The sequence below is a fragment of the Paenibacillus shirakamiensis genome (assembly GCF_017874255.1).
Taxonomy (GTDB): domain Bacteria; phylum Bacillota; class Bacilli; order Paenibacillales; family Paenibacillaceae; genus Fontibacillus; species Fontibacillus shirakamiensis.
Genome location: NZ_JAGGLD010000002.1, coordinates 460023 through 482458, shown reverse-complemented (window position 1 = coordinate 482458; position 22436 = coordinate 460023). Strand labels below are relative to the sequence as shown.

Genomic DNA, 22436 nt, shown 5'->3' with positions numbered 1-22436 from the left:
CAGAGATGGCGTGCTTTTTTGTGTTCCGTATTCTGACATAGTATTAGAAACAGATAAAAGATAAAGCATTAATAGACTAATGTAAAATCAGCGTTTTTGCAGCCTTCTTGCCTGCTATTAGCAGAGTATTACTCCGTTCAAGGTCTTGGACAGATCGTGCGAGAATAAGGGAACCGACCATGGTACTGAACAATGCACTGCCTTTAATATTATCGATTTGTGCTAGCTCTGAGATAAAAGCGATCATTCTCTCTATTTCTTGTGTAAATATGTGCCGAAGTTCTTCGGAAGAGCGGGAGATTTCATTAGAAAGAGCAGGGATAATACAGCCCATACTCGTATTGTCGCGATGATAGGGACTTAGATAATAATCAATCACAGCATTTATTTTGGAATGCTGAGTCTCTTGATCTGCAACACTTTGTAAAAGCGTGATTGTATCATGTATGGCATATCGACAAGCCTCGCCTACCAGCTGTTCCTTATTGTCAAAATGTGAATAAAATCCCCCATGCGTTAGACCCGCTCCCTTCATTATAACCGGAACACTTACCTCTTGAATGCCATGGGTTCGAAAAGCCTGCGCAGCACTTTCCACAATCGTATGTCTAATTTTTAATTTGTGTCCTTTAGGATAAGGCATAATTATCACTCCGTAGCTACTGAGTACTGTATTTTAAAATATTATAGTCGTCATAATTAATCTTGTCTAGATATTGACGGATTTAAAATATGATGAATATAATATATTATGATCATCATATTTTAGTTCGAGACTTTGCAAAGGAGGGACTATCCAAGGAGCAAGCTATCCGATAGTAAGATGAATGAGTCCAAATAGAACGAACATTAGTACCTAGAAGAGGATAATGCCAGTAAGGTATTAAAATTTAGCGATAATGAATGGGAGATGTTGAAGGGTGAAATTAAAAATGAGTATATATTTCGGGTTAGCTATCGCACTCATTGTGGGAGGTTGGCTACTTGAGATGATAGGAAAAGATGCCGTAACTCAAGCAGAAAGCAGAAAACAAGGGATACTTGAAGCAGAACAAATGACAATGGTATATCCAAAAGCGACAGGTTCAATCAAGGAGATCCGTGCAGCTGTAGGTCAAGCTATCAAGAAAGGTGACATACTATTTAAGATTCAGTCAGATGAGACAACGGTCGGAAGTATCTTTGCACCCCAAGATGGTTTGATTAGCGAAATCATGGTAAAGCCAGGAGATCTGATGAAACAAGGAGCACCGATGGTGATTCTACAGAAAAATAACTATTTTACTGATCTGTACATACAAGAGAGTGAGATTCGTAAGTTAAAGGTGAATCAGAACATCGGTGTTGATTTTCCGTATATAGATCATCCTAAGCAGGTGAGGGGTGTGGTTACTACCATTTCCGCAGCCCTTCCATTTGCCACCATGCGTATGACTCGGGAAAAAGGGCAAGCGGATGTAAGCATGTTCCTTGTCCGTGTAGCTGTGGATGCAAGTGCTGATGTGCTTCCGGGCATGACTGCAGAGGTGAAACTTAATGAAATCACTAATTGATGAGTGGAACTATGTACTCGGAAGTAAGTATCTACGGCTAGTCTTTATGGGTCCACTTATTGCAGCCCTGTTTTTTGGACTGATGTTCTCTAAGAATCAGATTACAGAATCGCCCATAATTGTTATAGATGAGGACCATAGTTCCTATTCACGTCAGCTCATTTCTGACCTGAATGCATCTCCCTCGATGAAGGTAACAAACGTATATGCTAGTCGAATTCATCCGGAAACGTTACTTGCGAATGAACAAGCTGTAGCTGTAATTATGCTTCCAAAAGAATTGGAAGTGCGTCAACAGCAAGGTCTATCATCGAATATTGCCATTTTACTAGACAACACGATGCCTTCAGGACTTACTAATCTACGAACAGCAGTGCAGGAAATCATTCAGACGGATAATATGACCCTCTCTATGACACGTCTGATTCAAAAGGGGATGGATGCTGAAACAGCTAAAGGTCTAGTTACACCAATGTCTCTTCAGCAGCGCATGTTATTTAATCCTACAACAAGTTATGTGGGCTTTATGGTCCTTGGCTTTGTGAATATCGTTGTGCTAATGATTACGACTAATGCAGCTGGTTCCATTGCCCCTCGTCTACGTCAGAAAGGTCAACTTTTTGCCATGGGTAATTCCCCCCTACATCTCTGGATACGTAGTATCCCTTACGCTGTTCTGACCTCAATCTCCCTGCTTCTAAGCTATGGGTTATTGAAGCAGGTTGGGGCGATGCGATTTGAGGCCTCACCATATATATTTATTATCCCTTTAGGACTGTATGCCTTAGCTCTGTCATTGATGGGTCTTCTTATTGGTTATACGGCCAAAGATGTATCTAAGGTGGGTCTAAGAACGAGCATAGTAGTATATCCTTCGTTTCTAGCTACGGGAATTCAACTCTCGCCTCTAGCATTTCCAGAGCCATTTCAAATGTCCGCATGGGCATTACCTATGAACTCACTGAACCGACTGATTCGTGGCATGGCATTTCGGAGTGGAGATCTTACTTCCTACACAAAGGAGTTAGGGGCGCTTGTAATTATTCTCGGGGGGGTGTCCTTAATGATAGGATTATTAGCCTTAAAGGAAGCCAAGCAAGCCTATACTAGCCAAGAGCTAACATAGGTAGGATTTATTTGCCGAAATTTAGCTAGGAATTTATATGCTGTGTTCTAAGGAATTGAGCACATCTTTTTCAAGGTGAAAATATCTTTTTGGCTACTTCGATAGCATGTAACACTTTTGGAAATCCAGTGTAGGGGTAACATTGTACTAAGGCTTCAACGATTTGTTCTTGCGTCAAACCTGTACGAAGGGCCGCATGGATATGAATATGCAGTTGAGGTTCACAGCCACCTTGAGCAGTTAAGGCACTTAAGGTTATAAGCTGACGTTGTTTAAATTCAGCAGAACTCGGTTATACAAAAAGGAGTTCCTTAATAAAAACGATATCCATATCAACACCAACACGATAGAGGAGGAAGATGAATATGGCTGATCAATATAAGATGCAAGATCCGACAACGCAATATACCCAAGCAGGTCCTGAATTTGAACAAAAGCAGGAGGAGCCGGGACTGCAGAAGGAAATGACTCCCGTTCCCGATGCGGGAGAGACCACGTATCGTGGAACAGGTCGTCTTAGTGGCCGAAAAGCGATTGTTACGGGGGCCGATAGTGGAATTGGACGAGCTGTAGCGATTGCTTACGCACGTGAAGGGGCGGATGTAGTACTGTCCTATCTCCCTGCGGAAGAAGCGGATGCACAGCAGGTCGTGAAGCTGATTGAAGAAGCGGGACGCACTGCGATTGCCGTACCTGGGGATCTGAAAGATGAGAAGTTCTGCGAACAGCTCATAGCTACGGCTGTGGAGACACTGGGCGGAATTGATATTCTGGCAAATGTGGCTGGCAAACAGCAATTTGTTAAAGATATTGCAGATCTCACGACAGGACAGTTCGATGAGACGTTCAAGACGAATGTATATGCCCTATTTTGGCTCAGCAAAGCGGCTCTGAAGCACATGAAGCCCGGCAGCACAATTATCAATACCGCATCCATTCAGGCTTATGAACCTTCACCTATTTTGCTAGACTATGCCACGACCAAATCTGCCATTAATACGTTCAGTAAATCTTTAGCGCAGCAAGTGGCAAGCAAGGGTATTCGCGTCAATGTAGTAGCCCCGGGGCCGGTATGGACTCCGCTTCAAGTGGCTGGCGGTCAGCCGCAAGAGAAGCTTAAAGAATTTGGTTCCAAAACACCACTTGGTCGTCCAGGCCAACCGGCTGAGATGGCTCCTGCCTATGTGTTCTTAGCTAGCCCAGAGTCCAGTTACATCAGTGGTGAGACACTGAATGCTAATGGGGGTATGCCTACACCTTAAATGGTGTAGTCTGTAGTTATAGGGAGTTAATTAGAAAAGAAAGAAGGACAGCTAATAATTAGCTGTCCTTCTTTTGTTGTATAATCGTGGAGCATTCTTGCTCAAATTCAAGTGGATCATCTAAGAAAAGATACATTTGATCTATAGCTTGACGTCTTCCGAACAGTCTAGTAATCATAAATTCACTTTTAAATTGAATCCGTATGTTAGGTTCTATGACCTCAGGAAGAAAGGTGGTTTTCGCATCTTTTTTTGATAATTTTTTATATTGAATGCGTGTCACGGATTCTATATTTTCAATATCTATAACTGCATAAAGCTGAATGCCATATTGAACACGAATTTGTTGAGGGGAGACTAATATAGGGTTGAGACACATTGCTCGGTAATCCGCGATAAGTAAGATGATGAGATACACGTTTCCTAAGGATACAATCCAAGCTAAGATTCCTGACCATTGCATCAGCAGAAAATGAAGGCCGATACCCTCAATAAGCAGAACTTTGGATAGGATCATGATGGTGATGAGCCAGGTCGATTGGGTGTGATAATGGAATGAACGAGAGCCCTTTTGAAGATAAGGGGATTTCCTCCAAGCCCACAATACGTAATACAACATAGAGATATCATGGATGAGCAGAGGAATCATTTTAGAGGATGGAAAAGCATGTTCAAGGGCCTTCCGAAGGGTATCCATAGGATGAGAATGAACGGAACGATCTCTCCTGAAATTCCGGATAATGCGAGAAGCTACATACAACTCATAGCCTATAAACATAGCCTCCAAAGGTAATAAAATATACTTGGTTATTTCAAGGATAGCAGGGTCTGTAGTGGGGAAAAGCTGACTGAATGTAAAAAATCCTAATAGAGCGTAGGGGAATACAGCAAAGATGGTCTTGTTCAATTTCTTATACATGAAAAAGTAGATTAATAAAGGCAGGACCAGTACAAAATCTATGGAGAAGCTAATACTCAGAATGTGAGAATTCTCTGGGTATATAGTAGATTGAGATGTAACGTAATCCCACAGAATAATGAATAGGATGGATGCAAGAAGACAGATGAATCTTTTCCTGACTTGAATAGGAATAAGATCACACTCCTTTATACGCAAGATTAGTTATATTGTAATTTAAAATTAAATAAATTACCATTTGTTGGTACTGTTTAAATTTACAGCTGGTGACGTATTTGCTATATCACTTGGTGAAAATAAATTCGTGTACGGACAAGCAGTACTAACGACAGGCCTAGAAACTATAATTATTTTTGATGGACTAAAGGGTGCCGATCCTGATTTAAATGAGATTATTAAAAGTAAAATTGATTTTTTCGCGATAACTGTGGGCATTCAAATTGAGAATGTTGAATGGGCTCTTGTGGGCAACACAGAAATACCTAAAGGAATACATTTTCCTGAGTTTAAAGTTGACACCCTCGATGGATATTTTGTAACGGATTTTACTGGTTAAATTTTACTACGCAAAGCATCCCGTAAAGAGAGGGAGACCTTGGATTACCAAACTTCTCATAGCCCTTACATGTTAGAAAGTGCTGTGAAAGCTAGGTACGGATACGGAGAATGGCTTCCTATGTATGATGAATTAAAGTATAAGCATTAATTAAAGGGTTCTAAATAACTTGATTGTTTCAGGTGATAAGTCCATTAGAAATGATAAGTACTTGTATATCTGTTCGTGAGTGTCTGTCTTTAAAACTTAGTGATCAACAAAAAAAGGGATGTCTATCAGCCAGTACTTCTTGTGGCTAGGACGTCCCTTTTTTTACAATCTATCATCTGTAAGGCAGCGTTACACGTTGCCTTGCGAGTTCTTAGCTTTTACTTGTGAGGACACGGATTGAATGCCGCTCATAATTTTATCACGCGTATCTTTGTTTTTCATCAGGTATACTGCACCCAATGCTAGTGTAGTAAATAACGTCTTTTTAGTATTCATAGTTATTGCCTCCTTAGTATGGGGTACTTCTGCGTTGCTTACTAAAATATACCCGAGCTATGGATTTCTTAAACATTATGGAGTGAACTCTAAATTACACATTGTAATACTTTTGCCGTATTCATTAGGAGATGGGTATGAGAAGATATATCCAGAAGTTGGAACAGTGGTCATGAACTACTACACTAACAATCAATGTAAATTTAATGACTAGGGGAAGATCCATACATGGCTATTATTCAATTGAAATCTTCACATCCACAGTTTTCTTTTCTCATGAAAAAAAATCCGAATTCCGGGATGCAGCTCCGTGCGATTCGAAAAGGTATGGGATATGGCTGGTACAGCGATGACTGTACCTACAATGTGTACTTTAAGGATGCTAGCAATGAAATATCCTACAAGCAGGATGAACATGAGCAGTTCGAGTACCTCAATGTATCCCGGTATAATACACCGTTGTTCCCTCTGAGCGCAATTAATGAATTTCTCTCGTATCCGATGAAAGTTCAGGACGAACGGGATGTAGTAGGATATACGCATTCTTTTTTTATAAATATGATTCATATCGATCGGGTTCAATATATTGAGTTCTTCGAGAAACATGTTCCTGAGTGTTCTTTTGAAATTCGTCATTATGCTCATAAAAGCTATGCTTTGACCGTGACCACGCAGACAAGTCTCTATCATTTGCTTCATGTGGTTAGCGTTCTTTGTCTGTTCTTATCCTTATTCGGTAAAGAGTATCTGGATATATCGGATGACGTACTTAGCAAATATAGTAAGAGTATAAATATCATCGATGCCCCTTTTTATATTCGTAATTTGTTCGTGCGGAACTTCTTGTCATCCAAAGAACGCTATAAGAAATACAAGGCGGCATTGGAAAAAACAGATCGCTATGAGATCAAGTTTGATTTTGGAGGAACAGCGTTACAACGTAGAAATTACATTGCAGGGCTACTCCCTTTTAATAAGTCGATTGTGGATATAGGCTGTGGCGAAGGTTATTATGCCCTGTCCTATGCTTCAAAAATAGAAGATATGTATTATGCGATAGATATTAATGAAGAACTTCTGGAGATTGTGCAGCGTAAAGCGATATCCAAGCAGGTAGATCATATTGCTACATTCTCATCCTTGGACCGTTTTGTGGAGCAATATAATGGAGAACAGGTAGACATCATTCTAACCGAAGTAATTAAACATATGAGTGAGGTGGAGGCCGAGCAGTTCATTCGGCACATCTGTACCCAGCTGAACTTTGAGCAGTTCATTATCACAACACCGAACCAAGACTTCAATATCTATTACGCCATAGAAGAGTTCAGACATGACGACCACCGCTGGGAAATGGGTGAAGAGGCTTTCCAATATTGGATGCAGTCCATTGCTAAGGACATGAATCTAGAATATGAGTTCTTATCTATTGGAGACCGTGTGAATTCTATTTGTACGACGCAAGGCGTTATTTTTAAGAGAAAGGAAGCCTGACCATGGAGATTATTACAAAAGTACACACCATTTTTATGCTCATTGGATCCACAGAATGCGGGAAGACGACCTTTGCTAAGGAAGTTCTCATGCCCCAGCTTGCATTCCGGGATGCGGATACATCGATGCGCTCTAACGTTCAATATCTCTCATCAGATCAGATTCGGCAGGATCTGTTAGGGTTCGAGTATGATAAATACGATCAAGTGATGCTCGAGGCAAGTGAGCAGGCATTCCATATTTTATTTGAACGTCTGAAGATGGCCACTAGGTTTCCTGTTCATGCCGAATTTATTGTAGTAGATACAACAGGTCTGTCCGATGAATTCAGGTCACAGGTTCGTAATGTTGCGCATATGCATAATTACAATGTGGAAGTGATTTTATTTGATTATAGAAATAGAGAAGATTATTACGCCTCCGATCGATCTAAGAAACTCATCACAAGCCATCTCCAACGTCTGAAAAAGGATGTACTTGGCTCACTTTCCAGAGAAGGGTATACCAAGATTCATAGAATACGTGCTAAAGATTTCTACGATGTTCCAGAAGGTAAGCGAAATGCGAACTACAAGGTCGTCATAGAGAACCTGGATGAATATCTATCTACTATTTTGCCACATAATAGCAAGTACATTATCGTTGGTGATGTTCATGAATGTATCGATGATCTTCAAGGCCTTCTAAGAAGCTACGGGTTTATTATTGAAGATCATAAGCTTGAGGCCACGGACAGAGTTCGAGATACGAAGATCATATTGGCAGGGGACTGGATTGACAAAGGTCAACACACCAAGGAAATCATAGAGTTCATTTACGAGAATCAGCAGCATTTTTTATTAGTGATAGGGAATCACGAGAATTTCGTCTATAAATACATGAAGGGTGAAGTTAGTGGGGTAGATGCTGAACTGTTAGATCATTATTTTAATTCTACGCAGGTTCTAGCGAACGATGATGCACTGCTGGAGAAGTTCAATCATTTGTATCTAAATTCTAAGCCTTTCTATAAGTATCAAGGTTCAAGTAGTTCTTCATATTATGTAACGCATGCCCCATGCCAAAATAAATATATAGGCAAGCTGGATAGCCATTCTGCTCGTCATCAACGTAACTTTAGAATTAACCATGAGGAATCCGTAGAGGGGCAACTAGGTTTTCTTAAAGAGGAAGCGGTAAAAAATCATCCCTATCACATTTTTGGGCATATCGCGGCAAAGCATGCATTTCGTATCCATAATAAAATTCATATCGATACAGGAAGCGTGCTGGGTAACAGTCTTTCGTCCGTCATGATTACGTACAAGCCAATTGTGAGGTCTTATAAGTCGGTAGAAGGCCGAATGAACGAAAAACTTCCAGCGTTATTCCATGAACAACGAAAAGTCACTCTGCAAGAACTGGGTGATGAGGAGCTTCGCAGACTGCACTATGTATCCAAAAATCAAGTGAATTTCATCTCGGGAACGATGTCTCCAGCGGATAAGGACGAAGATACACACGAGCTTGAATCTCTGAAGCAAGGGCTGAATTATTTTGCTCAGCGCGGGGTGAACCAAGTGGTATTACAGCCTAAATACATGGGATCTAGGGCGAACCTTTATTTGCACAAGGATAGGGACCAATGCTTCGCAGTAAGCCGTAATGGATATAAGATCACACATATCGATCTTCATGAGATTTATACCAAGCTATTGCATCGATTCGGGGAATACATGGAACAGAATAAAGTCTCCATGCTCATCTTAGATGGGGAGCTGCTTCCTTGGAAGGCTCTAGGGGAGGGGTTAATCGAGAAGCAGTTCAAGCCTATAGAGAAAGCTTTAGAGAGCGAATTCCAATTTCTGCAACAACAAGGTTTTGATCAGGCGCTTGGCAAGCTGATGGCGGACTATGAAGCGAGTGATTTCGAGCGCGATCAGTTCCATACTAATAAATCTGCTTTACATGAGAAGTATGGTTCGTATGTGTATCAGAACTATAAACATCTACATGATATCATACAAAAATATGTTCCTTTAGAAGAACATGTGGCTGCCTATGAGACTTATAAGAAGCAGCTGGATATCTACGCCGAAGATGGAGAGCTAGAATATAAGCCTTTTAATATATTAAAGATGATCTATGAGCATGGAGAGGAACGAATTCCGAATGAACCTACTTCCGAGTTGTGCCATATCCTTATGGAAGATGAATGGATGAAGCTTGATCTAACAGAAGAAGAAAGCTATGCGCAAGCAGCGGAGTATTTCTCCAAGTTAACGGTGGACCAACATATGGAGGGGGTAGTCATTAAGCCGGAAGTTGTGAATCTCAAAACCGTGCCCTATATGAAAGTACGCAACCCAGAATATTTGTCCATAATTTATGGTTATGACTACCGCCTTCCACATAAGTACACCAAATTATTGAAGCAAAAGAACATCCAGTCCAAACTTCGTACTTCATTAAATGAGTATCGTCTAGGGCAACAAATGCTTGCTGTTAAATGGGAAGACATTAGTCCAGAACATACAGCATATAAAGAAGTTGTGGCTAATCTTCTTTTCGAAGTGAGCCGGGAAAAAGAAATTGACCCTCGGTTGTAGGAATCGATCTTTTCTCTGATAGTAATAATGCTTAGAGTATCCACGATATTGTCAATTTAAGAGGATTCAAGCTCAAGTCATACTCAAGTCAAGCTTGGAGAAAACCCCCCCCTATTCCGTAAGAAGAGAATTAGGGGGTTGCTGTATTATGATTTTTTATATTCCTGTGCTCTCAAATCCACACGGCGGATTTTACCTGAATTAGTCTTAGGAAGAGAAGCTACAAACTCAATTTTGCGAGGATACTTGTAGGGTGCAGTAAGCTTCTTGACATGGTTCTGAAGTTCTTTGACCAGCTCGTTCGTTGGCTCAATACCTTCCATGAGTACGATAAAAGCTTTGACCACGGCACCACGAATCTCATCCGGACTAGCAACAGCGGCACACTCTTGAACAGCCGCATGCTTAGTGAGGGCTTCTTCTACCTCGAAAGGCCCAATAGTGTAGCCTGAACTGATGATGATATCATCATTACGGCCTTCATACCAGAAATAACCTTCCTCATCTACACGTGCACGATCTCCTGTCACAAAGTATTCACCGCGTTCATTGTTCTTTTTCTTCATTGGATCATTATAATAGCTGCGGAACAAGGCAGGCATGTCCAAATGAACGGCAATATCGCCTACCTGACCTGCGGGCATCGGCTGACCGGACTCATCTATGATCTCAATGAGCCCAGGCGAAATGGCTTTACCCATCGAGCCAAGCTTTACGGGGTTGTCCATCAGGTTACCGATGAGCAGTGTGCTCTCGGTCTGACCGTATCCATCTCGAATCGTAATCTGGTGATGCTTGCGGAACACTTCAATGACTTCTTGATTCAGCGGTTCGCCTGCGGATACCACACTACGTAAGGAAGACAGATCATAGGTTTCCAACTGGTCGGTTTTGGCCATGATTCTGAATTCTGTAGGTGTGCAGCAGAGCACTTGGATGCCGTACTCTTTGATCATTGTCAGATATTGATGGGGCTGGAATGAGCCGTGATATACAAATCCAGTAGCTCCTTTACCCAGCACGGAGAGAAATGGACTCCAGATCCACTTTTGCCAACCGGGTGCAGCTGTGGCCCACACTTTATCCCCGGGTTTGATGTCGAGCCATAATGTTGAGGCAATTCGTAGATGTGCATACCCCCAGCCATGGCTGTGAACAACACCTTTGGGATTGCCAGTTGTGCCTGATGTATATGCCAATATAGCCGTATCTTCGCGATGTGTAGGCACAGTAGTGAACGTATCGGGCTGATCTTCCATCAACTTCGCTATATTCAGCCAACCTGGGATGGTCACGTTCGCTTTTTCGGTTACCGCCATACGAAACTCTAGGTGAGGATGGTCTTCTTCAATCTGATCCACCTCGGCTGTGAGCGTAGACCAAGCAATGATGGCTCTAGCGCCCGAGTGCTGGAACCGATAAGAAATATCTTTAGCCCGCAGCATCTCCGATGAAGGAATAATAACGAGTCCCACCTTAAGGCAAGCTAGGTAGATAACGTAGGCAATAATTTGGCGTGGGACGATGACTAACACACGGTCGCCTTTGGTAAGTCCTTGTTTTTGGAGGCCATGTGCGAGTTGATTGGCTTTAGCCATCAGTTGACCATAGGTGATTTCTTCGTAATCTCCTTGGTCACTGAGCCATTGTAAAGCCATCTGCTCAGGAGGATGATTTTCCATCTCGGATGTCAAATTATAGTGTTCAGGTGCGTTCCACTGTTGAAATTTCAATAGAACCTCTCCTTTAATGTGAATGATATTTCTTTATAGTATAACAGGTATTAGTACCAGGTACTACGACCGTTGTCATAGGAAGACTTAGTAGAGTTAGCGCTAAAGTAATAAATTGGAAAATTAATGCTATATTTTGTTATAATGCTCTAATCACACCCTTTTTATAATGAGTACGCACCAGGTTAGAGCTGATACAGATTACATGTTCCAAAAGAGAGGATGAGGAAGTTGGGAAATGTGCTAAGTACGATTCAGTGGCAAGAACGTACGGAAAAGGTAGAGGAGTTATTGCAGTTAGAGGATAGCTTAACGACTACAGCGATGATTCAAGGGTATGAAGCGGAAGTGGTCGGCATCCAAGCTGGTGAAGATAGTTATGTGTTAAAAGTATGGAATAAACATGCAAGGCCCGATATTCGTATGCAGTATCAAATATTAACGTTGTTAATTAAGCAAGGCGTATCGGTATCTACTCCACTAGGTTGGGGGCTTAACGAACAATTGGAGTCTGTCTTACTCACCACTTATGAGGGAGTGAATGCAGATCAGCTGACCGAAGAGAAGCTAAAAGATATTGTGAAAATTCTAATAGACTTACATAGCCTATCTATGGATATATTCAAAAATATAGATCTCCCCAAATATGATTTTGTTTCCTACAGCTATCCGGGAATTGAGCATTACACAGACTTATATCCGACTTTACAGCGACTTATGTCTTCAGTGACGATGGAGCAGAATCATCTTATTCATGGAGATTTTCACTTGTTCAATGTGCTAGAGAAGCAGGGGCGATATACCTTAATCGATTGGACGAATGCACAGTTGGGGGATATTCGCTATGATTTTGCTTGGTCATGGGTTCTCCAGCAAGTGTATATACCTGAGAAGTATTCGGCATTATTCCGATCATTCTATCTTGCAGCCATCCCGATTCCGCAAGCCGAGTTGGATATCTTTGAAGCTTTGGCAGGCATCACTTGGATGTTGCGTAAAAGACTTGGACATGTTCCTGAACTTCCGGGGATGATGGATCGTTGGGCACAACTAGTTCAGCGTAATCCTTATCTGCAAGAGATCAATTTTATAGTAAATTGAAACTCAAATTCTACGTCACGTATAGTGGGTTGTAGTCATAGTTTTAAATGAAAGTTTTAAATGTAAGATCTAACGCATAGATTGAATTGTTTTATATGGGAAAAATGCATACCTTTAATAAGGATTCTAGAATGGGTACGGTAATTACGGTATCTATGTCCAGAGTTCTTTTTTTTATAGATCTTCATTGAATTAATCTAGTCAAAAGGGATTATTTAGACTCTCTAAAAAAGGTTAATAAGAAGCAATACTTAGAAGAAGGGATATGCAAGCATGGGAGAACTATTAATTTTATTTGTAGTCATTGCACTAGCGAGTATTTTATTTATTGGAATGTTGTTGGCCGCTAAAGATGCTAAATGGAGAAACATAGCTTTTGTACTACTCGTAGTCATGGCTATTTTAATCACATTTATGAATTTCACCGCTTTGCCATCAAATGAGACGACAGAGCGCATGGTTGCCATCGTTTTCGGACTGCTAGCTGTTATAGGAATGCTCTTCAAGTTCAGATCGGAGAAGGTTGCCAACATGCTTGTCACGGCATCCGTAGTCCTGGGGATGCTACAAATGTTTTTCTTCTAAATATAATATACAGGTTGGAGCATATCATTATGGAATTCAAAATACCCCTTAGTAGGTCTGAGTGAGCCTTGACAGCTTGTTCCAGAACAGACTAGGGGTATTTAAGATTTAAATGCTATCTAATTTCCTATGCCACGAGGACGGGTATACACCAAGGAGTAAATGCCCATGTCGAGATCCGTAGCCAAACTATACGAAATAGAATATGGTACGGAAGTGCCAGAACTTCCGTAGGTTTATATTTTGTAGCGAGTCGCACTCCGTATGGAATGCGAATTTTTTTAATTTCTGAATCAGCCCACTCTTTAGATAGTATATGGATCCTAACTTTACGTTCCTCATCCGCCTTCCCTTAAACTTCTGAACAACCACGGCTATTGCTCAAACCTACTACTATTCAACTAAAGTTATTCTATCCAATTACATATAACCCACACTATGGTAAATTAATTGAGGAATTCTAAACAAACGAAAGGAGTGCTGAAAATGAGAAGGTTCATGAGATTTACAAACTTAGACAGGGTAGAGTTGAGAGGGCGGAAGAGATAAATCTGATATACCGCTTCCTCTCACAAAAAAAGTGGAGGTAAGTATGTTAACGAATCGCAATATAGTTCAAGGAGTAGGATCAAAGAAGAATCAGAGTTCAAAGAAGTTCACACGGCATGGAATAGAAGAAATAGATAAACGAAAACGAAGTGCATGGCAGAGAGGATCAGAGCTTATGCAGATTATGATTCAACGAGAACATAAATCGCATACACAACCCTCCATGAGTCTAGAATTGGAACAAATACAGTGGCAGGATCACCTCCGTCACTCTATCCGTTAATCAATATCATTAGTTCGCCAAGCAAAGGTGTAACTGAGTCATACCTTTTCCTTGGAGAATTTTATATATTGAAATACAAAAATCAAAAGTATATTACCCTCTGTAAAAAAGTTGAGGTGGACCAGTCCACCTCATACCGCCAACAAATAAAGAGCCCGCAGGGGCTCTTTATTTGTGCTGCTTTCTCTCTACATTCGTCTCATTCTTAATCCTCTCCATAACGAGCTAGTGCTTTGCGTGATGCTTCTCGCATCCGTCGCTGTAGATAATCCCCCTCAATGACACGAACCCGCTGGCCGAGAAAACGAATTTTCGACAGCAAATACTCATATTCATTCATAGGTAACCTTATTCGTATGTGGTACTGGTCTTGCTCTGCCTCATAGCTTACTTCTTTCTCGAAGCAGGAGAATGCATACAAAATGCGGGATAATTCTTGGTTATATCGGGGCACCACCTCAATAGTGACTTCGGTTTGGCTAGATTCTAAGAGGCGGGAAATCTCAGCAAGCATACGGTCTGCTTCATCTTTTACTATGGGTTCTAGATCAAAGGAGATAATCTTGCTTAATCTGGTATTCATTAGTGTGCGATTTGAGCGGTGATACCAGAGCAGGTACCATTCTCTTTTGACCATAGAGTATTCTAATTTGTAGGGAAATCCTTGGGCCGATTGCATACGTCCGTTCCGAATCTCATAAGCTATCTGAAGCCCATGCTGATGCATAATGTGCCCACGTAGTGATGGGAGCAAAGGGTGAAAGACTTGAACTTCCCGGCTTCGCGCCTTCTCAATTAGTAGGTTCTCATCCAATGCCTCAGCTAGCGATGGCTTAGGGAAAAGCATATTCAACGTCTCCAGCGTCTCCGCCGAGAAGGCCATTGTAGCGGCAGGGTGCTGTAGCATTAGCGTGAGCCAATCTCTTTCTTGAGAAGTGATCATGAACGTACCGGACTCTTCGAGACGGCTGAGAATCTGATAGTTAAATATTTTTTCAAATAGACTCATAATACGTTGCAATCTCCTTCCATTCGGCAATCATCTCTTGTCGGAGGTGTCTGGGCTCTATAATCTCACAGCTTGACCCGAAACTTCGCAGCCAAGGTTTAATCTCGGTAGTTCCATTCACGGTGATCTTATACAGGAAGCCCGCTTCGTCTTCCTCTACGATCTGGCCCCATTGCCCCTGCAAGAGAACACGTTGCTTCACAAAGTTAGGCTCATGCTTACCAGGACTGAAGAAGCGCACCACGACCTCAACCGGTTTGCCCGTATCAATCAACCAACTGAACTGGATTTTGGCCTCAAGTTCCTTCCGTTTACTCTCAAAATAGTCTGCGTGGACCTGTACATGTTCCTCAATCTGGGTCATGCCTTCCACGCGGAATTTACGAATGCCCTCTCTTGCATTCGCTAGCAAATACCATCTCCCATATTGATGATCATAGACGATCTTCAGGGGCAGTATTTTTTGAAGCGTACCCGTAGTCTCTCGTTCGAAATTTGGATTCGTGTTCTGGGAAGCATAACTTTTGTCCGATTTGGGTGAGAAGTATAGAAACTGGATCTTGTGATGAGTTCGTATAGCTCCAAGTAAGGTATATAGATGTGCCTCGTCCAGAATTCGGGAGTAGTAGTGATACTTATACAGGAAAGGCAGGACGTCTAAGCCAGGGGCCGGATGTTTGTGCAGTAGATGTTTGTGCAGACCATCACGAAGAAGAAAGCCCTGTACCGAAGGCACCTGTGTATTTGCCATTACATCTATGAATGCATATAGATCATATAATTCTTCACTTGTTAATTCTTGTACCAGTTCGTTGCGAATACGATAGCGGTAAGGGCGTACTCCAACAGTCCGAGCAATAACGCCCACCTCTTCCAGATATTTTAAGTCCGAGCGAATCGTCTTCTCATCAGGCTGAGGAAGGTCTGAAGGGAATTTAGTACAGCATAGGTCTAAGAGTTCTTTGGTAGTCAGCGCACTCTCGTTCAGGGCTTCAAGGAGCAAGGACAATCGGTAGGACTCCGATTCTTTCATGGATTTGGCTCTAAATAAGAAGAGCAGCATGGGACCTGTGGAATCGTAATAGTTGAACCGAAGAGTATCTGCGAATTCTTGACCTTGTTTTTGCGGCATATGATGGTGAGTCGTAGTTACGATATCTTTGAGCTTACGTACCGTTTTATCGTAGGTATGTACAGAAATGCCCAGCCGCTCGGCGAACTGTTGGCGTGTATAAGCTCCGCTTGTTAATACAAGCATACGTAGAAACTGGATTTCTTTATCAAAACTTTCCTTAGCCACTATAATCCCCCGTTCATCAAGTACACCCATTGTAACAGGCGACTTAGTAGGGCGTTAAGGAAAACATTTCATGATTCGTAATACTTTTGCCATGTTCAGATCCACTCCAATGAACGATGATTCTTGTATAAATAACAGATATATCAAAGCGCAATACATATCAGGAGGTAAGATTCATGCCCAACTATAGAAAGCAAATTTTAGAAGAATTACGCCGTATTGAAATAGAAGAACACGTACGTATTTTGTATGCCTGTGAATCGGGCAGTCGAGCATGGGGATTCCCCTCTCAGGATAGTGATTATGATGTGAGGTTCATCTACATCCGCCCTGTAGAGTGGTACTTATCTCTCTATGAGAAAAGGGATGTCATTGAGCGTCCAATTAACAATTTGCTAGATATTAATGGCTGGGATCTTCAGAAAGCGCTGAAGCTATTCGCCAAATCGAATCCACCCCTACTTGAGTGGCTGCAATCCCCTATACTGTATCAAGAAAATTACTCTATTACGGAACAGATTCGTGCGTTCTCGGCAGATACATTTTCACCAAGGGCTTGCTGTTATCATTATCTGCACATGGCAAAGGGGAACTTTCGCCAATATCTGCAAGGGGAACAGGTCAAGCTGAAAAAATACTTCTACGTGCTGCGGCCTCTTTTAGCCTGCCAGTGGATTGAGAAGTATAACACCATGCCACCCATGGAGTTCCAACAGTTAGTGGATATGCTAGTACCTAAGGGAAGTGACTTGGATAAGCAGATTCAAGACTTACTTAGGCGCAAAATGGCAGGAGACGAACTAGATATGGAGCTGCGAATTCAGTCTATCCATAATTTTATAGAGGCACAAATTCAACATTATGAACAATCAGCTGCTTCATTTCCTTCTGCCGAAATGACAGATCAACAAGAACAGCTGAATGATCTATTTTTAGCTGCATTGGGTGAAGTGTGGAATTGACTATAGAATAGAGGAATCATCTATTAAATTAGCTCTATTTCATGAAATTTATTATGAGGCTCAAGAGTTCGTAGAAGGAATGTAAAATAAGTCCTGACTTCTCCTATGCAAGGAGGAATCAGGACGTTTTAGTTTTCATGTCATTTATAACTAAACGGTAACTTTCGGTTTTGTCACTACTTTAGGAGCTACCAGTTCTAATTTCTTATTCCTAATCTGATATACTTGATCACATAATAAATCAATGTCTTCTTGATTATGGCTGGTTAGAATAATCGTTTTGCCTTCTTGTTTGTAGTCGAGGAGTAGGGATCTAATATCATTTACGCTATCGATATCTAACGCATTGAACGGCTCATCCAAAATCAGCACTTCTTGATTTTCCATGATTGCTTGAGCAAGGGCAATCTTTTGTTTCATTCCAAGAGAATAGCTTTTCATCTTTTGGCGAGCAAAAGGATCGAGTCCTACTATACGCATCGTATGTTGAATATCTTGATCACTAATTTTATGCTGGATCTCAGCCCATTTTTTTAGGTTCTCAAACCCAGTGTGACCCGCCAAATAACCTGGGCGATCAATAATAATACCAAAGTTACTAGGAAAATTAGCGTTTTTTGCCCTGTAATTAGGATGAATAATAACTTCCCCCTGATCGGGTTTAATGAATCCACAAATGAGCTTGAACAGCACAGATTTCCCTGATCCATTGGGACCTGTAATGCCGTATATATGGCCCTTTTCAAAGGTTGCATTAGCTTGGTCTAGTAACACTTGTCCTCTAAAAGATTTAGTAACATGTTGAACCTCTATCAGCTTCATAACATCGTCCCCGTCCTTTATAAAATTTGTAGTGTGTAAGCAACTACTTCTCCCGAATTAATATAATGCTATGTCTTTTTTCTTGAATATATAAATGACTACACTGATCTCAATGATTAAATAACCGACAAGCTTCGCTGTTATTTGAATTAGATCTTTCCACTGACCGCTTATATATCCCATACTATTCAGTCCCGCAGGTAGCCAGCTGCCGACATTAAACATAGGTAGAATGGCGAGGACCAGCAAGCCTAGGATTACTAGACTGTAGGATACATCCTTGAACAGCCAAGCAGAGATAAATACGAGGATCATTCCACTCATGCTCTGCAACCAGCCATTAATTAGAAACTGATACAGTACTTGATAGAGACCTACATCCGCCTTTACGGTAAGTTTCGGTTCAAGGGATTGTCCAGATGCCAGTCCAATCAGTGTTGTAAGTAGGAATAAGCCAACTAGTAAGGTGATAGCCCATACTCCAACACGAATCCCTAGCCGCGTGAATAAGCGATAGAGGGACCGATTTCGGATTGCAGCATAGTAGAAGCGGCCAGATAAGTAATCTGTAATATACACTTGAAAGAAATACACTAAACCCATGAATACAACGACATAAAAGAGAAAGGATAACAATGAAAATCCACCCTGTACGGATACACCGTAGAAGCGAAGAAATAATGTATCCCAGATAGTAACAGAGTTAATCCAAGAAATGTGAAAAGGATTAGCAATACCCAATATGCACAATAACACATACCCTACATATGGATAGTAAGATTTCTGCCACATGGTGTAACTCACCGCCATTTTTTTAATAGAGGTACTATATAAATAGCCATAATGATAATACCTATCGTGGTCACAAATGCTGGGTATACTGCATGATATGCTCCGTAACTTGAGGCAAATGTCATATAGTTAAATATAATTAGCTTTGGAAATTCCGGGAAATATCTAAAAGTTATTAGACTGTATACATAAAGAACAAAACTTATGATGCCTATATACATCGAATTAGAAAAATAAAGATAAAAGCTAGCCATTAAAGCATGTAAGGAGAGTAAGAAGCAAGAGAGTATACCCATCTGAAGAATAAGTATGAAGTAAGGGGATAGATTAGACGCTTTAGCTAGTGAACTTATTTGATTAAAGGTAGAGAGGTCTGCTGTGCTGAATAAACTCCAATTAGCTTCATATGGTAATCCTAGAGTGAGAAGAAGTGAGGTAATCATTATTAGAATCGTACTGACTATTACGACAGGAGCAAATCTTGTTATGGTATATTCCATCCAGTTCCGCCAGCTTTGTAGACGTATAAAATAGGTTGAATTCCAAGTTTCTCTAATCGTTAAAATGGATAGTAGCATCATAAAGGGAAGAATGAGATACAGCAGGATCATAGGATCTCCAGAGACCCCGATGAGGATATCCCATTGATTTAAGCTAGATTGAATAGTTATGGAAGATTGAATAAGAAGCTGCCGCTGACTCGATCCAAATATAAACAATAAAACAAACAACATTGACCATTTCCAAGTTGAGAATTCATCGAGAGTACTTCTAAGATACCTCATGAAAAGCTATCTACTTTAGAGGGATTACGTTTTACATACAGTAAGAAACAAAGAAGAATTAAAAGCAGAATTATAAATGGAATAAATGGTTTCCACAGGGGATCTTGGACACGATCAAAAGGAAAAATAACGTAGTTAAGTCGATAGATTTCTAAATCTAATGAAATAAGCGTAAATATAGTAATTACATAGATGATAAAAGGAAGACTTAGCGCTAGAAAACGATTCTTAATAAACAATACTAGAAAAAAGCTGATGCCTGCATATAACGCAGCGTTCATTGCCACCCAGAAAGAGTATAAAATGCTGTAAGTTATAGTTCCATATTGGAGAAGCTGGGTAAATGTATATCGGGTGTAAGTATCTGCTTCAATATTGTCTTTGGTTAACCCAAATCCCGCTGGTTCATACTTAGCAATACCAATATGAGGTTCAATATAATAAGCGAACAGAAAGCATATATAAATGAGACTGAAAAAGAATAAAAAGGTTAATATTATGTTTGCTAAGAGTTTGATATATAAAGTGGTGAGAATAGGTCTGCGCATGCGGGTATAGACCAAAAATCGATGGTGCACTTCTCCCGAAAATGTCGCAACGTACACTAAAACGGTGATAATTGGAAAGATGATCGGTAGAGCACTGTTCAGCACAAAGGAAAAATACTCAAGTGTATCCCTCAGTATATAATGCTGACTTTTGTAGATTGCAAAGGAAATAATTGCAATAAGGGTTAAAAGCCATAGTAATCCAAACATAGGTGTTAGCTTTTTTCTAACTTCAAATAACACTTCCCCAAACATAAATTTCATCCTTTCTTTTTCTGTTAGATAAATATAAAATATCCATAATTAACCACACGCTTTATAAACATATCATAATAAAGACATGAAAAAGAATAAAATCGACATATATTTCAATTATTCTCAATTCATCATCATTTAGTTTTCTATACAATTTTTATGTATTAATAGGGCTTTACCAAAATTTCATCAATTGGAATCATGTAGAATTCCTCAAGCGATGGTAGAATAAGGGGGAATTCAATGATGAAAGGGGAATAATGATGAGAAAATATTTCGTTCTTGGAGCCTCGCTGCTCTTTCTAACTACAGCTGCCTGTTCCTCGAATACAGAACCAGCCAAGACAGAGGCTGTGCAGCAACAAGCAGCAGCGAAGCCAGAGGATAGCAAGGTCAGTGCACCAGAGAGTACTAATGAAGCAGAGGGAGTTCACTTAGCTAGAGTACAGATCTCCTCATACAGCGAGAAAGGCGCTCAACCGCAGCCTCAAGAAGTCAAAGTTCTAGCCACGCCGAATGAGGTAGAGAAAGCGAACAATTTTATGAATGGGATTGATTTTGGCAAGCAAAGTGTGACCTTAACCGCAGATCAGCTGGATCGTCCCTATCTATTTTCTTTTGAGTTTCAGGATAAAGACGCTAAAGTCGTGAGAGTTGTACAGTACTTATCTGTCTCCCATGACCAGAAGTTCTTCACCAAAAAATTCATGACCGCTGCTCCGAAATATGATAAATATACTAAAGCAGAGAAGGACAAATTGCTTGCGGAGGCAGGTAAAGATGCTTGGACCCCGCTGGATAAGGATATGACTATTCTAATTAAGTAATTTTAATAGGAGTATAGATTCATGATGAAAAACCTTCTCTATATAAAGAGGAGGTTTTTCATCATTCCATGACTTAGTTAGATTAAAGACACACCTCATGCTATAGACACAAAGTTTGTTAACTAATTGTTCTGGAGGGAATTACTTTTTCAAGGTCATATTCGATAGTTATTGGAGTTCATGGGCATAAATATGTATTTTAAAAGCCTTGGATTTTCAGGGCTTTTTATTTTTATTTCTTCTTTCTTATTTCTATATTAAATGTCATGTCTGTTACATTATAATTGTAAATATAAGGTAACGCTAAAAAATTAATACTTTAAGGAGGAAACCATGAAGCAATATATAAAATTAATCAGTTGTTTACTTTTAGTTACGACAGTGGCTTGTTCTTCTAATACAGATAGTAGTCAAGATAATCATAATAAGGGAGTAAATGACTTAAATAAAAAAAACACACAAAAAACCACAAATACTTCAGATGTTAATTATATCCATTTAAGTCGTATAAATGTTTATGGATACAATAAGAAAGTCGGCAAAGAACAACCTTATGGTATGAGTGTTCTTAATCCAAAAAGTAATAAGACTGAGTTTGATAAAGCAGAAAATACCTTTAGTCTGATTTCTAGTCAGGAGTCACTCAAAAAAACGTTAAGTACAGATCAATTTAATCAAGTTACCCTTTGGGTTTTAGATTACGAAAATGATAAGGGAGAGATAATTAAAAATGTGGATTATCTTTCACTTGTTGAGAACAACAAATCTTATGTAAAGCAATTAGTTCCACCGAAGCCCATTTATTTTGAAGATCGTTTTGGTGAAAATGAAAGTAGACAACTAATTGAAAGTATAGGTAAAGAAGGATGGACACAGTTTGATGAGCACTTTACTAATTGAG

21 protein-coding genes and 1 pseudogene are annotated in these 22436 nt (G+C 40.3%); 12 read left to right on the top strand and 10 right to left on the bottom strand.

The window, feature by feature from the left end:
* Positions 1 to 76 precede the first annotated feature (76 nt).
* On the bottom strand, positions 77 to 643 hold the full coding sequence (locus tag J2Z69_RS09110; RefSeq protein WP_209861305.1) for a TetR/AcrR family transcriptional regulator: 567 nt from the start codon (positions 641 to 643) through the stop codon (positions 77 to 79).
* 289 nt (positions 644 to 932) lie between these two features.
* Here J2Z69_RS09110 and J2Z69_RS09105 point away from each other — a divergent pair, with 289 nt between their 5' ends.
* Both J2Z69_RS09105 and J2Z69_RS09100 read left to right on the top strand, forming a co-directional pair.
* Complete coding sequence (locus tag J2Z69_RS09105; protein ID WP_245339107.1) at positions 933 to 1553, top strand: biotin/lipoyl-containing protein; 621 nt, start codon at positions 933 to 935, stop codon at positions 1551 to 1553.
* A complete protein-coding gene (locus tag J2Z69_RS09100; protein ID WP_209861302.1) occupies positions 1537 to 2679 on the top strand; it encodes an ABC transporter permease in 1143 nt (380 codons plus the stop codon). The genes J2Z69_RS09105 and J2Z69_RS09100 overlap by 17 nt, the downstream gene beginning before the upstream one ends.
* Positions 2680 to 2749: 70 nt before the next feature.
* Here the strand turns inward: J2Z69_RS09100 and J2Z69_RS09095 are convergent.
* Positions 2750 to 2944, bottom strand: a pseudogene (locus tag J2Z69_RS09095) (carboxymuconolactone decarboxylase family protein); the annotation flags it as partial.
* A 100-nt stretch (positions 2945 to 3044) separates the two neighbouring features.
* Here J2Z69_RS09095 and J2Z69_RS09090 point away from each other — a divergent pair.
* Positions 3045 to 3941 (top strand): SDR family oxidoreductase, encoded by an 897-nt coding sequence (locus tag J2Z69_RS09090; RefSeq protein WP_209861300.1) that lies wholly within the window; start codon positions 3045 to 3047, stop codon positions 3939 to 3941.
* Between the two features lie 58 nt (positions 3942 to 3999).
* On the opposite strand, the gene J2Z69_RS09085 is transcribed toward J2Z69_RS09090, so the two are convergent.
* Positions 4000 to 4860 (bottom strand): hypothetical protein, encoded by an 861-nt coding sequence (locus J2Z69_RS09085; RefSeq protein ID WP_209861298.1) that lies wholly within the window; start codon positions 4858 to 4860, stop codon positions 4000 to 4002.
* Positions 4861 to 5098: 238 nt separating this feature from the next.
* Here J2Z69_RS09085 and J2Z69_RS09080 point away from each other — a divergent pair, with 238 nt between their 5' ends.
* Positions 5099 to 5416 (top strand): Imm26 family immunity protein, encoded by a 318-nt coding sequence (locus J2Z69_RS09080; RefSeq protein ID WP_342591576.1) that lies wholly within the window; start codon positions 5099 to 5101, stop codon positions 5414 to 5416.
* A gap of 339 nt (positions 5417 to 5755) precedes the next feature.
* On the opposite strand, the gene J2Z69_RS09075 is transcribed toward J2Z69_RS09080, so the two are convergent.
* Positions 5756 to 5902 (bottom strand): hypothetical protein, encoded by a 147-nt coding sequence (locus tag J2Z69_RS09075; RefSeq protein WP_209861296.1) that lies wholly within the window; start codon positions 5900 to 5902, stop codon positions 5756 to 5758.
* 228 nt (positions 5903 to 6130) lie between these two features.
* Between J2Z69_RS09075 and J2Z69_RS09070 the strand changes: the two genes are divergently transcribed.
* Both J2Z69_RS09070 and J2Z69_RS09065 read left to right on the top strand, forming a co-directional pair.
* Positions 6131 to 7396: a class I SAM-dependent methyltransferase gene (locus J2Z69_RS09070; protein ID WP_209861295.1), complete on the top strand. Its 1266-nt coding sequence runs from the start codon at positions 6131 to 6133 to the stop codon at positions 7394 to 7396.
* Between the two features lie 2 nt (positions 7397 to 7398).
* A complete protein-coding gene (locus J2Z69_RS09065; protein ID WP_209861294.1) occupies positions 7399 to 9984 on the top strand; it encodes a metallophosphoesterase in 2586 nt (861 codons plus the stop codon).
* A 146-nt stretch (positions 9985 to 10130) separates the two neighbouring features.
* Here the strand turns inward: J2Z69_RS09065 and J2Z69_RS09060 are convergent, their stop codons facing one another.
* Entirely contained in the window at positions 10131 to 11666 is a 1536-nt protein-coding gene (locus J2Z69_RS09060; protein ID WP_209861460.1) for an acetate--CoA ligase, read from the bottom strand.
* A gap of 291 nt (positions 11667 to 11957) precedes the next feature.
* Between J2Z69_RS09060 and J2Z69_RS09055 the strand changes: the two genes are divergently transcribed.
* From J2Z69_RS09055 to J2Z69_RS09045, 3 genes are all read left to right on the top strand, one after another.
* Positions 11958 to 12818: an aminoglycoside phosphotransferase family protein gene (locus tag J2Z69_RS09055; RefSeq protein ID WP_342591577.1), complete on the top strand. Its 861-nt coding sequence runs from the start codon at positions 11958 to 11960 to the stop codon at positions 12816 to 12818.
* Positions 12819 to 13091: 273 nt separating this feature from the next.
* The gene (locus J2Z69_RS09050; RefSeq protein WP_209861292.1) at positions 13092 to 13403 is read left to right on the top strand and encodes a hypothetical protein; all 312 of its coding nucleotides are present in this window, start codon (positions 13092 to 13094) and stop codon (positions 13401 to 13403) included.
* A 592-nt stretch (positions 13404 to 13995) separates the two neighbouring features.
* Entirely contained in the window at positions 13996 to 14235 is a 240-nt protein-coding gene (locus tag J2Z69_RS09045; RefSeq protein WP_209861291.1) for a hypothetical protein, read from the top strand.
* A gap of 205 nt (positions 14236 to 14440) precedes the next feature.
* On the opposite strand, the gene J2Z69_RS09040 is transcribed toward J2Z69_RS09045, so the two are convergent.
* Complete coding sequence (locus tag J2Z69_RS09040; RefSeq protein WP_209861289.1) at positions 14441 to 15244, bottom strand: WYL domain-containing protein; 804 nt, start codon at positions 15242 to 15244, stop codon at positions 14441 to 14443.
* Entirely contained in the window at positions 15231 to 16544 is a 1314-nt protein-coding gene (locus J2Z69_RS09035) for a helix-turn-helix transcriptional regulator (protein ID WP_209861458.1), read from the bottom strand. Before J2Z69_RS09035 ends, J2Z69_RS09040 begins: the two co-directional genes overlap by 14 nt.
* 176 nt (positions 16545 to 16720) lie before the next feature.
* Here J2Z69_RS09035 and J2Z69_RS09030 point away from each other — a divergent pair, with 176 nt between their 5' ends.
* Positions 16721 to 17506 (top strand): nucleotidyltransferase domain-containing protein, encoded by a 786-nt coding sequence (locus tag J2Z69_RS09030; protein WP_209861287.1) that lies wholly within the window; start codon positions 16721 to 16723, stop codon positions 17504 to 17506.
* 150 nt (positions 17507 to 17656) lie between these two features.
* On the opposite strand, the gene J2Z69_RS09025 is transcribed toward J2Z69_RS09030, so the two are convergent.
* The 3 genes from J2Z69_RS09025 to J2Z69_RS09015 all read right to left on the bottom strand — a co-directional run bounded on the left by J2Z69_RS09025 (position 17657) and on the right by J2Z69_RS09015 (position 20708).
* Positions 17657 to 18328 (bottom strand): ATP-binding cassette domain-containing protein, encoded by a 672-nt coding sequence (locus tag J2Z69_RS09025; protein WP_209861285.1) that lies wholly within the window; start codon positions 18326 to 18328, stop codon positions 17657 to 17659.
* Positions 18329 to 18385: 57 nt separating this feature from the next.
* On the bottom strand, positions 18386 to 19120 hold the full coding sequence (locus tag J2Z69_RS09020) for a hypothetical protein (RefSeq protein ID WP_209861283.1): 735 nt from the start codon (positions 19118 to 19120) through the stop codon (positions 18386 to 18388).
* A gap of 781 nt (positions 19121 to 19901) precedes the next feature.
* A complete protein-coding gene (locus J2Z69_RS09015) occupies positions 19902 to 20708 on the bottom strand; it encodes a hypothetical protein (protein ID WP_209861281.1) in 807 nt (268 codons plus the stop codon).
* Positions 20709 to 20968: 260 nt separating this feature from the next.
* Here J2Z69_RS09015 and J2Z69_RS09010 point away from each other — a divergent pair, with 260 nt between their 5' ends.
* Both J2Z69_RS09010 and J2Z69_RS09005 read left to right on the top strand, forming a co-directional pair.
* A complete protein-coding gene (locus tag J2Z69_RS09010) occupies positions 20969 to 21535 on the top strand; it encodes a hypothetical protein (protein WP_209861279.1) in 567 nt (188 codons plus the stop codon).
* 333 nt (positions 21536 to 21868) lie between these two features.
* A complete protein-coding gene (locus J2Z69_RS09005; protein ID WP_209861277.1) occupies positions 21869 to 22435 on the top strand; it encodes a hypothetical protein in 567 nt (188 codons plus the stop codon).
* Position 22436: the final 1 nt, after the last annotated feature.